Below are 13,364 nucleotides of genomic sequence, written 5' to 3' on the forward strand. Positions count from 1 at the left end.
TCAGAATTACGAAAATCAACAAAACCTGAAAATTTCTATTCCAAACCTTTAAAACAAAATTGTCTGATTTATGGACATGCTAACTTAGCCTTCACAGAGAGTTAAGAATAAAATCTTAATTTTAACCTATGAAACAAGTCCGCAAAATCTTTGACAAAGCTTTTAAAGAAAAAGCTGTCCAATTGAGTTATGATAGAACCAATATATCAGAACTCGCCAGAGAGTTAGGAGTAACAGCACCACAGTTATATAAATGGCGTAGAGAATACGAGGAGTTTGGTGCTGGAAGTTTTCCTGGAAAAGGAAATTTAAAGCTAACTCCCGAACAAGAAAAAAATCATGAGTTAGAGAAAAAACTCAAAGATGCCGAGTTAGAGCGTGATATATTAAAAAAAGCAATCGGCATTTTTTCCATGAGCGGTCGATGATTTATAGCTTCATAAAAAACAATGAGCAACTATTTCCGATTGAAAAAATGTGCAAAGTTCTACAAGTAAGCAGTGGAAGTTATTACCGATGGAAAAAACAAAGAATTACTGCTAGGATGCAACTAAAAATCGACATAAAAGAACTAATAAAGTTGATTTATTTTGAGTCCAAGCAACGGTATGGAAGTCCTAGAATCACATTAGAGCTGGATATGCAAACAAAAAGAAGAGTTAAAGATAAGATAGTTTTCCCTCAACTAACTCTCTACTTTTTGTTTGCATATCCAAAAAGGATTTAATAAAAAAAGAGGAATGATTTTTAAAAATCCTTCCGCTTTTTTCTTTTACAATTTTGAATTTTCCATTTTCTCATTTAGTTTCTCCATATCTTCCATGATATTTGAGTCTAAAACTTTTGCATAATGCTGGGTCTGTAAAATATTGGTGTGTCCCATCATTGCCGAAACATTTTCTATTCGTACGCCATTTCCTAAAGTAACCGTTGTCGCAAAGGTATGTCTGGCAGTATACCAAGTAAGATTCTTGTTGATTTTGCATAAGATTGCAAGTTCTTTAAGGTATTCGTTCATTTTTTGATTGGATATAGGCGGTATCAAACCAATTTGTTGGCCGTTATATTTATCGATTATTTTTCTCACCGGTGAAAGAATTGGTACGTTGGAACTGATTGCCGTTTTTGCTCTGGTGGTTTGAATCCAAAGCTTATTGTTATTGTCGGTAGTTAGATTATTGGTGGTTAGAGCTGATGCGTCAATGGGAGCATATCCCGTATAGCAGCAAAAAATAAAAATGTCCCTGACTTTTTCCAGCCGCTCCAGCGTGATTCTTTTGGATTCAATAAGGCTTAATTCTTTTTGCGAAAGATACATGACGTTTTTATTGATTATTTTTCCATCGTAGAGACCAAAGGGATTTTTGTTTATCAATTCCATTTTTAAAGCGTAATTACAGGCTGTTTTATACATTCTCATGTATTTTACCACGGAATTATTTTTAATACCTGTTTTGCTCTTAAAAGGGCTTTCGTGTTTTAAAAAAGATTCTAATTTATATACGAAAGAGGTGGTGATTTTGTTCCATGGAATATTTGACTCATGATATTCTTTTTGGATAAAGGATGTGAGCAGTTCTTTGGAACGCTCGTATTTTTGGAGCGATGCCTTGGATCTTTCGGCTGTCGAAACTTTCTTGCTGAAGTGTTTGATGTGGATTTCCAAAATTTCATTAATTGAAATTTCATTCGGTTTGCTCGTGTTTTTACCCCTTAGTTCGTCTCTGAGATTTACTAATGAAATGTCGCCATCTTTTTTAAACATTTCTATGAATTTTTTCTCGATGCAAAGTTGTTGCGTATCCAAGCTGTGACGAATAACTTTCTCTTTCTCCAGTTTAAGTACATTTCGCAGTTTTTGGGTAAAATCCCATCGCTCTTTTGAAATGTATTTTCCCGTTGATATTGCTAATGATTGCTGTTTGTATCGCAGACGCGCATAGATCGGTGATTCTTTTCCTGTTGCAGCTTTTCCTGGTTTCAAATAAAAATAAATTTTTAGCATAACTCATTTTTTTTTTTTAGGTTAATACGTAAAATTAATTTAGAATCAACAGAATAATTGTTATTTTTTAGGGAATTCCCTGGGAATCCCTAAAAATGAACAAAAAACGAGTGTTTTTTTAAGGTAAAAACCTTACGGTATTAACAAAAAAAAGGTACACTGATAGGTACACTCAGCTTTTGGTTTTTTGGGGAGATATGATAAACCGAAATCAAGGGGAGTTTCGTGAAGTCCTGTATTTGCTGGTTTTTTGGTGAAAGAGTATTTTTTGAAAAGGAGGGTTGCGGAGTTTTGGGCTCCGGCTAAAAACGACGAAACCCCTAGTGTTTACTAGGGGTTTCGCTTTCAGCGGAGAAAGAGGGATTCGAACCCCCGGACCTGTTACAGTCAACAGTTTTCAAGACTGCCGCAATCGACCACTCTGCCATTTCTCCAGTATGTTGCTCTCATTTCCTGATTGCGAGTGCAAATATAAGAACCTTTTTTGGTTATGCAAATGTATTTTTAGAAAAATCCCCTTTATTTTTAAAGGTTTTTTTTAATTGTTTCATTTACTTTGTTTTAGAATAGAAAAAATTTTCAATAATATTTAATAATTTACATATTCGGTTATTTCCAAGCCGTATCCTATCATCCCTACACGTTTGGTTTGTTGTGTATTTGACACAAGGCGAATTTTAGAAATATCAATATCATGAAGAATTTGAGCCCCAATTCCATAATCTTTGGTGTCAATAACAACTTTGGGTGCTTTCATAGTACCCTCTGATTGTAGTGATTTTAATTCGGAAATTCGGTTTAATAGGTTAACGGCCGTCATATCCTGATTGATAAAAATCACTGCACCTTTTCCATCTTGATTAATGATTTTAAACATATCATCCAATTGTTGATCCGCATTATTGGTTAGAGTGCCCAACAAGTCATTATTCACTTGTGAAGAGTGAATTCGGGTTAATATAGGTTCTCCAAGATTCCAAGTTCCTTTGGTCAAAGCAATATGAATCTGTTTGTTTGTAGTTTGTTCGTAAGCTCTAAGCCTAAAAGTACCAAAACGAGTTTCTATATCAAAATCTTCTTTCTTCACAATCAAACTGTCATGTTGCATTCTGTAAGCAACCAGATCTTCGATAGAAACCAATTTCAAATTAAATTTTCTAGCTACTTTTAGCAATTCAGGAAGTCGCGACATTGTACCGTCTTCATTCAAAATTTCGCAGATAACACCAGCGGGTTTAAAACCTGCCAATCTTGCAAAATCAATTGCAGCTTCTGTATGCCCCGTTCTTCGCAGAACACCACCTTGCTTGGCAATAAGGGGAAAAATATGTCCAGGACGGGCTAAATCGTGTGGTTTTGTATTAGCATCAACCAATGCGTGTACCGTTTTAGAACGATCAGCTGCTGATATTCCGGTGGTAACTCCATTTCCTTTTAAATCGACCGAAACTGTAAAAGCAGTTTCCATATGGTCTGTATTGTTAGTTACCATCGCGCGTAAGTCGAGTTCCTTACAACGGCTTTCTGTAAGTGGTGTACATATCAAACCGCGTCCGTGAGTAGCCATAAAGTTGATCATTTCTGGAGTAACCTTTTCTGCTGCAGCCAAAAAATCACCTTCATTTTCACGGTCTTCATCATCAACAACAATGATTATTTTGCCTTGACGAATGTCTTCTATGGCTTCTTCTATGGTGTTGAGCTGTATTTTTGTGGTAGACATCTTATTCTTTATTTAGAGATGGAAATATTTTGTGTACTATTTTTTGAAATACTTTTTGAATCGGAGCTAGTATTACGTCCATGTTGATTAAACCAATATCATTGGTGGCGCGATAGGTCAATAAAATAGCTAGAGGTGTAAGAATCATTGACGCCATCCAAGCTCCAAGGAAAGGGGGTAAACCGTCTTCCTGAGAAATCCTTTTCCCGAAAGTATTGATAAAATGGAATGAAATAAAAATCATTACTGCAAATACGATTGGCAAACCAAGACCTCCTTTTCGGATGATAGCTCCCAATGGTGCCCCAATAAAAAACATTAGAAAACAGGCGTAAACAATCACAAATTTTTCATTGAGTGATATGATGTGGCTGTTTATATTTTTCTTTTTAAAGTCCAGTTCAGATTTGGTCGCATCAATAGAGAAGAGCATGCTTTCAGTAGTACTGCTGGCTGAAGTAAGGATTTCTAACTTTTTTTTGTTATCGTAGATGGACAGTAAATCTTTGATATGTCTTTTTTTCTTTGTTACTACAGGAGCATTATTGTTCGTAAATGTACCCAGTCTGGAGACACTGTTTTCTGAGAATGATATGATTTCCGTATTTCGGTTTTTGGTAAGCGAATCCAATGTGTATTTCAAATCATTCACATTTAGCATCGTACTTGTATTGGAAACCGATTCGTCTTTGGTGTCCACTTTATTCAATTCAGACAAATCAATATTAATGCGGTATTTCTTGAAGGAGCTTTTGGCAAAAGGCAATTTGCCGCGGTCTTCGTATTTTTTTGGAACAATATCCTGATAGTAATTACCGTCATTCAACACCAATTGCAGAATACTGGATTTATCACTGCTGATTAATTCTCCGGTTTTAGCTCGAATTACCGTTTTGCTTCCGTCTCCGTTTGTGGCTTTTTGGTGAATGGTAACTCCAGTAAGATGATTGCCGTTTTCCCCCCATTTTTTGTTTACCTTAATATTGTATGCGCCTACATCGCTAAATTGACCCTCCGTAATAGCAAGAGCCGGCTTAGCCTGAGCAATGTTTTTTCGGAAATTGATGAACTTAAATTCGGCATACGGAATCACATTATTGGCAAAGAAAAAAGCAATAATACTCAATATTGTAATTGCAACCGTCAAGCTTCTCATGGTTCGTTGCAAAGAAATCCCTGATGATTTCATGGCTGCAAATTCATAATGCTCAGACAAGTTTCCAAAAGACATAATCGAAGCCAGCAATATAGAAAGTGGAAGTACCAAAGGCACAATTCGAGGCATCGAAAAAGCCAAGAATTTGATAACCATCACAAAGTCCAAATCCTTACCGGCCAATTCGGCAATAAATAGCCAAACGGTCTGAAGAATAAACACGAAAAAAAGGATAACAAATACCGTGGCAAATGTACCCAGAAATGTCTTTAATAAATATCGGTCTATAATTTTCACCTAGATAATTAGTCTAATTTGTTGATGGAATAATTAGGATATTTGCTTGCAACAAAGGTAAACTGATTTTTTGGCAATGTTTGGTTTGTTTTAAAAGAATTAACTGTCAATGTTGTTTTAGTACCTTTTTTGGCAATTTCAATCACATTGTAGATATTGTTCATTTTCGTGTCGATACCTACCAAAATTTCTTTTCTTTGATCCTTAGCATTAGTTGGAACCAGTTTCACGTATTGTATTTTTTTGCCACCAACATTTTGAATGATATCCATCGAAAATTTATAACCAGTATTAAAAAAAGTTAACATTTTTGAAGGAGTTATAGCCGCATCGTCCTTCTCATTTACAGTCGAAACCGTAACTTCTTCATCTTCCGGAACAATTGTGTATGTTTTTTTACCGTCAAAAATCTTAGTGATTCCCATGAAATTAAGCACAAATTGATTTCCCTTCATCACCACAGTTCCCTTGCTGTCCTGATTGATGTTTTCTTTGGCATTATTCAGCGAATATTTAAAATCGATTGTAATATTATCATAACTCTTTACTTTGGCAGTTACTTTGTCTAGTAAAGCTTTTGCTTGTGCATCTTGTTGCGCTTGTGCCGAAAATCCAATTAAAATTACGGCCAAAATTCCTATTATAGTTCTCATTCCTATTTTGTTTTGTAGTGTCATTTTTGTTGTTGTATGCTTAATAAATGTGTTTGAGTTTGGTGTTTTACATTTGGGCGTGCCCTCGATTAACAAAGGGGCCTTATTCTGAAACCGCTTATTCGGCCCCTTTGTTAATCGAGGTCGGGCTATCCGCGCTACTTTGGTAGCTAGCTTCTATCCCTCACGCGGTTCCGTGCAATAATTTAGTTTGGTGCAAAAGTAAGATCTTAAGTATTATTTAATAAAAAGCTAAAATTCAATATCTAAATTTCAAATTTCAAATCCAAAATTATCTAATTATCAAATTGTCAGATTTTCTAATTAACTAACTTTCATTTTCAAAAAATTGATCCAATCCTGTCATGTCTTGTATGTTTACGCTTCGGGCTTTACTTCCTTCAAAAGGGCCAACGATTCCGGCAGCTTCGAGTTGGTCAATCAATCGACCCGCTCTGTTGTAGCCTAGTTTCAGTTTTCGCTGCAATAACGAAGCCGATCCCTGTTGTGCGTTTACAATAACTTCGGCCGCTTCTCTAAACAAACTATCTCTTTCAGAAATGTCCATTTCCAGATTAATACCACTGTCTTCCCCAATAAATTCTGGAAGCAGATAAGCGGTGGCATACGCTTTTTGAGAACCTATAAAATCAACAATTTTTTCTACTTCAGGAGTATCCACAAAGGCACATTGTACACGTACAACATCATTTCCGTTCGAATACAATAAATCACCTCGTCCTATTAATTGGTCAGCTCCCTGAGTATCCAAAATGGTTCTGGAATCAATTTTGGAAGTTACTCTAAAAGCGATTCTCGCAGGAAAGTTGGCTTTGATTAACCCCGTAATTACATTCACCGAAGGTCTTTGCGTGGCAATAATTAAGTGAATACCAATGGCACGAGCCAATTGCGCCAAACGGGCAATAGGTACTTCAACTTCTTTTCCGGCGGTCATAATCAAATCGGCAAACTCATCAACAACCAATATAATATAAGGTAAAAAACGGTGTCCGTTTTCCGGATTCAGTTTGCGGTTTTTGAATTTCTCGTTGTATTCCTTGATGTTTCGCACCATCGCATCTTTCAACAGGGAATAACGGTTGTCCATCTCCACACAAAGCGAATTCAAAGTGGTGACTACCTTGGCGTTATCAGTAATAATGGCATCTTCGGTATCCGGCAGTTTGGCGAGATAATGTCTTTCTATTTTGTTGAAAAGCGTAAGTTCAACTTTTTTCGGGTCAACCAAAACGAATTTTACTTCGGCAGGATGTTTTTTGTATAAAAGCGAAGTTAAAACCGCATTCAATCCAACCGATTTTCCTTGTCCGGTCGCTCCCGCCATCAATAAGTGAGGCATTTTGGCCAAATCGACAACAAAAGTTTCATTCGAAATGGTTTTACCAAGTGCAATTGGTAGTTCCATTTCGGCTTCCTGAAATTTAGCCGAGCCAATGGCACTTTTCATGGAAACCATTGTTGGAGTTTTATTTGGTACCTCGATACCAATGGTTCCTTTTCCAGGAATAGGAGCAATGATACGAATTCCCAATGCCGATAATGACAAAGCGATATCATCTTCTAGGCTCTTGATCTTGGAAATGCGGATTCCAGCTTCGGGAACAATTTCATACAAAGTTACCGATGGGCCTACTGTCGCTTTAATTTGTGCGATTTCTATTTTGTAATTGCGAAGGGTATCGACAATTTTATTTTTATTTTCTTCGAGTTCTTCTTGGTTGATGGTAATTCCGCCAGTAGAATATTCTTTTAACAAATCGATGGTTGGGAATTTGTAATTAGACAAATCCAAAGTTGGATCAAACAATCCAAAATCTGATACCAATCTCGACGCCAAATTGTCTTCGATAATGTCTTCTTCTATGGCTTTTTCAATCACAAAAGCTTCGTTTTTTTCAGGTTCAGCGATTGGTTCGGGTTGTATAGGCAGTGGTTTTAGTGTAGGCTCCAAATTGATTTCAGAAGCAGTTGAAATAGTTGGTTTCAAGGCTTCTTTATTGATTTCAAATTGAGTTCCAGCATTCTTTAAATGGATATTATCCCATTCCTCCTCTTTTTCTTCAACGGCAAATTCTTCTAAATTATAGGCACTTTCATTAGGTTCAGGTGCTGATAATGGTGTAACAGCCAAGTCTTCACTAATTTCTTTTTTTGTTTTTTCAAAAAAGGATTGCACTTTTTCTGGTGATACCTGCAATTTGAAAATCAAATAAATAATCAACCCAAAAATTAGTAATAGAAGCGTTCCGGTTTTGCCAACATAGTCTTGTGCAAATAAATTCAATTCGTAACCTATTGTCCCTCCCAATTCAGGTAACGAAGTGGCAAAGAAACCACACAAAACGGATAAAATGATGATGGCGAATAAATCCCAAAACCAAACACTTTTTAGTTTTTTAATCGAAAGATTCAAAATCAGGTACATTCCAGTCAGGAAAAATAAGCGAACAAATAAAAAGGATGCGATACCAAAGCCACGATAAACAAATAAATCGGCAAGATAAGCGCCAAATTTACCCAGCCAGTTCTGAACTTCTTCTTTACGGTTTGTTAATTCAGAAAGTGCACTTTGATCAATTTGTCCATAAATGAAAAAGGAAACAAATGCGACCAATAAAGCTACAGAGAACAATACCAAAAGAAATCCCAAAACAATTTTATGTTGTTTGGAGATTCCCCAAGATTTTGGTGCTGCAGTTTCGGTTGTGCTTTTTTTATCTGAAGATTCTTTTTTTGTTGATTTTGCCATTCTAGAAATTAATTGAACCTATAAAAATTTTGGGACATAAATAATTAGACCAATTGCAATCGCAGTTAATGCGGCAAAAAATACTGCACCAGCTGCAATATCTTTTATGAAACCAATTCTTTCATGATAATTTGGGTGAATAAAATCGGCAATTTTTTCTACAGCCGTATTTAGCCCCTCAATACTCATGACTAAACCGATGGCCATAGTTTGAATAAGCCATTCGGTGGAAGTGATATGAAAATAAAAACCGGCAATTGTCATTAAGATTCCAATTGAAAACTGAACCATAATGCTGTGCTCGGTGGTAATTAATTTTACGGCGCCCAGAAAAGCGTATTTTACGCTTTTCAATCGGCCGGTAAGTAATGTATTGTCTTTTTGAAATTCCATTATAAATTATTAATTATGACTATCTGCTAATCAGACCAAAAAAAGGAATGTTGTTTTTTTACCATTAAGAGATTAAGAAAATTAAGTTTTTGGGCTTAATGAACCTTAATATTTTAATGGTTTTAAAAGAAAAACAACTTTATTTTTTAATAAACCACCAACATTTTGGATTGGTATTATTAACCGATAGTCATTATTATTAAAGTGCTGCTAAAGCCTCTTCGTAATTAGGTTCGTTTGCAATTTCCGCAACTTGTTCAGTGTGTTTTACAACTCCGTTTTCATCAACAACGATGATTACACGTGAATGTAAACCACTTAATGGACCATCAACGATGTTTAAACCATTGCTTTTTCCGAAACTTCCTTCTTGAAAATCAGATAGGTTAATCACATTTTCTAAACCTTCAGCTCCACAGAAACGTTTTTGAGCAAATGGTAAATCTCTTGAAATGCACAAAACGCTTGTGTTCTCTAATTTGCTTGCAGTTTCGTTGAATTTTCTAACTGATGTTGCGCAAGTTCCTGTATCGATACTTGGGAAAATATTTAAAACTAATTTTTTACCCGCAAAAGTGCTTAAATCTGCTATTGATAAATCGCTTTGAACCAATTTGAAATCAGCTAGTTTTGATCCTACTTTTGGTAAATCACCTGAAGTGTTTATTGGGTTTCCTCCTAATGTTATTGTAGCCATAAATGTTTGTTTTTTTGTGAGGTTCAAAAGTAAGGATTAATATTTGAATCTAAAAGAATTTGTTTTTTTCAGTTTTCTGTTTTCTGTTTTCTGTTTTCAGTTTTCAGTTTTCTGTTTTCTGTTTTCTGTTTTCTGTTTTCTGCTTTCTGCTTTCTGCTTTCTGCTTTCTGCTTTCTGCTTTCTGCTTTCTGCTTTCTGTTTTCTGCTTTCTGCTTTCTGTTTTCTGTTTTCTGTTTTCTGCTTTCTGTTTTCTGTTTTCTGTTTTCTGCTTTCTGTTTTCTGCTTTCTGTTTTCTGCTTTTTCTTTTCCGCGAGAAGGATAGGAGCAAGCTACCAAAGTAGCGCGGATAGCCTGACAGCATCCCGGAAAAAGGGCGTATAACCGTAAAGAGAATTTTGCCCTTTTTTCGGGATGGTGGCTCGCCCAAATGGTTTAAAACAAAAAAAAACGCAATCTATTACAGATTGCGTTTGGGGATATATAGTAGTTGGTTATTTGTCTATTGATCCGAGAACTCTTTTCATAAAAGTATTCAAGGCTTCTTTTTTGTCGGTTCCCTGTTGGGTCATTTTGTGTACTTCAAGGGCGCCGTACATATTTGATATCAATTCTCCAATGACATCTAATTCTTCATCTTTCAGGGAAGGAATTTCGGTCATGGCTTCCAGTACTTCAAGCGTTTCGATGATGTAATCCTGGTCGTTATCTTCAATGAATTGCGTCAGGTGTTTTATTACGGGTAATTTCATTTATTTACGTGTTTGTTGTTTTGAGTTTATTGTTTGTTGTTAGGGATTCAACAATAAACCACTAACTCTAAACTATAAACTGTTAAGCAATTTCATTAACCAATTCGATCAAAACTTCCTGTTTGTTGGTTTGGGTTTCGTTTACCAATTTTCCGTTTACGAAAGTGGCAAATGTAGGCAGGTTGCTTACGTTGGCCAGTTTTCTTGATTCTGGTGAGCTTTCAGCATCAACCAATACAAATGAAATTCCGTCGTTGTCCAAAGCCAGTTTTTTGAATTTTGGCTTCATGATTCGGCAATTACCACACCATGTAGCGGAGTATTGTACCACTACTTTTTCGTTTTGCGCTATTAAAGCGGCTAACGTGTCTTCGTTTAATTCGATTAACATAATTTTCTGAGATTCTAAGTTACTAAGATTCTGAGATTCTAAGTTTTTTAGAAACTTAGCAACTTCAATTTATTAATAAGATTTGAGATTTTTTTAGTTTCTGAGATTCTAAGTTTCAGAAAGTCTTAGCGACTCAGAAACTTAGAATCTTAGTAACTTTTTTATTAGTTTAAGCTTAAATATTCTGCAGTACTTTTTCTGTCGGCAGTCATTGCTTCTTTACCAGCTTCCCAGTTTGCAGGACAAACTTCACCTTTGGTTTGGATGTGAGTGTAAGCATCAACCAAACGTAAATACTCGTTTACGTTACGTCCTAATGGCATATCGTTTACGCTTTCGTGGAAGATTTTTCCAGTCTCATCAATTAAGTAAGTAGCTCTGTAAGGTACGTTTGAACCTTCGATGATAACTGAATCTGTTTCTTCGCTGTAGCTTGTAGATTCAACATCAAGAATTCCTAAAATGTTTGCCAAGTTTCTGTTGGTGTCTGCAAGGATTGGGTAAGTAACACCTTCAATTCCTCCATTGTTTTTTGGAGTGTTCAACCAAGCAAAGTGAACTTCATTTGTGTCGCAAGAAGCTCCGATTACGATTGTATTTCTTTGTTCAAATTCTGGTAAAGCAGCTTGGAAAGCATGTAATTCTGTTGGACATACAAAAGTGAAATCTTTTGGGTACCAAAACAAAAGTACTTTTTTGTTGTTATTTGTAGCTTCTTCGAAGATGTTGATTTTTAAATTATCACCCATTTCTGAGATAGCGTCTACTGCAATACTTGGGAATTTTTTACCTACTAATGACATATTAAATTGATTTATTATTATTTGTTGTTTTTATTGGTGCAAATATAAAGCATCTAAAAAGAGCTTATAAATAAATTTTTATTATTATTATTTATAAAGCGATAGTGTTGTTTTATGGTTTTGGGTTAGATTGTTGTTAATGAAACTGGTAGACTTCCTTTTCCTTTTTTGTCTTCCAATAATTGTTGGGCCGCACTTTCTTGAAATTCTTTAAAATCTTGATACATCATAACGATTCCGCATGTTTTTTCGATGTTTGGAATCACCTGTAAAGCGTATGGATTTCCAAAAACATAAAGAATGCATTTTTTTGTTTCAAATAATTGCCCTAGAAATTCCAAAACCGAATCTTCCAAATCAAATTTGTTCAAAGGTTTTGCTTTTGGAACAAATAAAGAAACGAGAATAGTGTCAAATGGTTGAAGATCCTCTTTTATTGAGGTTTCACTTAAATCATCGGCATTTTCGATAGCATATTCGGGAGAAGGCAAAACGGTTGCCAAGTTTGTAAAGAAAGGGTTTTCGATAGTTTTGTAAACGCATAATTTGGCAAGTCGCTCCCTGTTTTTGGCATCAAAAAGAAGGATTGAACTATTTTTGTCCTTGATTTCGGTAATGCAATAGTCGGCAATCTTTCTGTTTAATTCTGAAGTAGTTTTAAAGTCAAAATCAGCTGCGAAACTTGGATTTGGATCAAAAAGTCCTGCCTTTTGTTTGCATTTCAAGATGCGGTTTAAACTGGCTTCTATTCGTTCTGGTGTTGCATTTTTAAGAATTTCCTGGATTCCTTCGGCTACGTTTTCGGCAAAGCAGAGAACGTCGTTTCCGGCATTGAAAGCTTCCCATTCCAGTTGGCCTTTAGTTTCGTATAATTTGGAGACACTATGCATATTTAAAGCATCCGAAATCACCAAACCATCATAACCCAATCGTTCTCTTAAAAGTTTTTCAATGATATTTTTGGATAAAGTGGCCGAAGTTTCTTTCCCTTCATTCAGTGACGGAACGGCCAAATGTCCAATCATGATGGAATCGACCTGATTTTCGATCCCTTTTATAAACGGAACCAATTCGTTTTCTAATAATTGCTCCAAATTTTCATGTAAAACGGGAAGTCCCAAATGGGAATCCACGCTTGTGTTTCCGTGTCCTGGGAAGTGTTTCAGACAGCCCAAAATTCCAGCATCCGACATTCCGCGAAGGTATTCCAAAGCGTATTGGGCGACCTTTTCTTTATTAGAACCAAAAGAACGATACCCAATCACCGGATTGTTTGGATTATTATTAATGTCTGCCAATGGAGCCAGATTGTAATGAATTCCAGCCGATTTTAAGTCTAATGCAATTTGTTTCCCAACTTCATATACCAGATTGATTTTTCTTTCGGGCAATGCGCCAAGGGTGATGGCGTAGGGGTATTGAGGTGTTTTCTCAACTCGCATGGCCAAACCCCATTCGGCATCAATACACATTAATAAAGGAGTAGGAGCGCATTTTTGATAACGAACTATCAAATCTTTTAAACGCTGAAAGCTTTCATCATTAAATACTACTTTTTTCTTAGACTCATAGTTTGTTGCCGCACTGGCTCGGCTATGAAAAAAAGTCAACCCACCAATATTGTGTTCTTTGATTAAACTTTCCGTTTCCTGAATATTTTCTTCTGTGTCGTTGATAAAGACTGCAGGAAAAAAGAATTGCCCTATTTTTTGTTCTAGTGTCAT

General features: G+C 35.8%; 13 protein-coding genes and 1 tRNA gene. 1 reads left to right on the forward strand and 13 read right to left on the reverse strand.

Annotated elements, in window-relative coordinates; genetic code table 11:
• Positions 1-128: 128 nt before the first annotated feature.
• On the forward strand, positions 129-428 hold the full coding sequence (locus tag EM308_RS10980) for an IS3 family transposase (protein WP_035640777.1): 300 nt from the start codon (positions 129-131) through the stop codon (positions 426-428).
• Between the two features lie 344 nt (positions 429-772).
• Here the strand turns inward: EM308_RS10980 and EM308_RS10990 are convergent, their stop codons facing one another.
• The 13 genes from EM308_RS10990 to EM308_RS11050 all read right to left on the reverse strand — a co-directional run bounded on the left by EM308_RS10990 (position 773) and on the right by EM308_RS11050 (position 13,364).
• Entirely contained in the window at positions 773-2,005 is a 1,233-nt protein-coding gene (locus EM308_RS10990) for a site-specific integrase (RefSeq protein ID WP_035640771.1), read from the reverse strand.
• Positions 2,006-2,354: 349 nt separating this feature from the next.
• Positions 2,355-2,439: transfer RNA gene (locus tag EM308_RS10995), tRNA-Ser, on the reverse strand.
• A gap of 155 nt (positions 2,440-2,594) precedes the next feature.
• The gene (gene ribB, locus EM308_RS11000; protein WP_035640769.1) at positions 2,595-3,728 is read right to left on the reverse strand and encodes a 3,4-dihydroxy-2-butanone-4-phosphate synthase; all 1,134 of its coding nucleotides are present in this window, start codon (positions 3,726-3,728) and stop codon (positions 2,595-2,597) included.
• Between the two features lies 1 nt (position 3,729).
• Positions 3,730-5,181 (reverse strand): LptF/LptG family permease, encoded by a 1,452-nt coding sequence (locus EM308_RS11005; protein WP_035640767.1) that lies wholly within the window; start codon positions 5,179-5,181, stop codon positions 3,730-3,732.
• A gap of 8 nt (positions 5,182-5,189) precedes the next feature.
• On the reverse strand, positions 5,190-5,834 hold the full coding sequence (locus tag EM308_RS11010) for a LolA family protein (RefSeq protein ID WP_035640785.1): 645 nt from the start codon (positions 5,832-5,834) through the stop codon (positions 5,190-5,192).
• A gap of 328 nt (positions 5,835-6,162) precedes the next feature.
• Positions 6,163-8,607 (reverse strand): DNA translocase FtsK, encoded by a 2,445-nt coding sequence (locus tag EM308_RS11015; protein WP_035640764.1) that lies wholly within the window; start codon positions 8,605-8,607, stop codon positions 6,163-6,165.
• Positions 8,608-8,625: 18 nt separating this feature from the next.
• Positions 8,626-9,000: a diacylglycerol kinase family protein gene (locus EM308_RS11020; RefSeq protein ID WP_035640762.1), complete on the reverse strand. Its 375-nt coding sequence runs from the start codon at positions 8,998-9,000 to the stop codon at positions 8,626-8,628.
• 199 nt (positions 9,001-9,199) lie between these two features.
• On the reverse strand, positions 9,200-9,697 hold the full coding sequence (gene tpx, locus EM308_RS11025) for a thiol peroxidase (RefSeq protein ID WP_035640759.1): 498 nt from the start codon (positions 9,695-9,697) through the stop codon (positions 9,200-9,202).
• 103 nt (positions 9,698-9,800) lie between these two features.
• Complete coding sequence (locus EM308_RS11030) at positions 9,801-10,124, reverse strand: hypothetical protein (protein WP_157503407.1); 324 nt, start codon at positions 10,122-10,124, stop codon at positions 9,801-9,803.
• Positions 10,125-10,188: 64 nt separating this feature from the next.
• Positions 10,189-10,446 (reverse strand): DUF6952 family protein, encoded by a 258-nt coding sequence (locus EM308_RS11035; protein ID WP_035640755.1) that lies wholly within the window; start codon positions 10,444-10,446, stop codon positions 10,189-10,191.
• Positions 10,447-10,528: 82 nt separating this feature from the next.
• Positions 10,529-10,837 (reverse strand): thioredoxin family protein, encoded by a 309-nt coding sequence (locus tag EM308_RS11040; protein ID WP_035640753.1) that lies wholly within the window; start codon positions 10,835-10,837, stop codon positions 10,529-10,531.
• A 164-nt stretch (positions 10,838-11,001) separates the two neighbouring features.
• Positions 11,002-11,640, reverse strand: coding sequence for a peroxiredoxin (locus EM308_RS11045; RefSeq protein WP_035640751.1), 639 nt, complete (start codon positions 11,638-11,640; stop codon positions 11,002-11,004).
• Between the two features lie 125 nt (positions 11,641-11,765).
• Positions 11,766-13,364, reverse strand: a complete 1,599-nt coding sequence (locus tag EM308_RS11050; RefSeq protein WP_035640749.1) for a glycoside hydrolase family 3 protein — start codon at positions 13,362-13,364, stop codon at positions 11,766-11,768.

The sequence above is a fragment of the Flavobacterium gilvum genome, assembly GCF_001761465.1.
Taxonomy (GTDB): Bacteria; Bacteroidota; Bacteroidia; order Flavobacteriales; family Flavobacteriaceae; genus Flavobacterium; species Flavobacterium gilvum.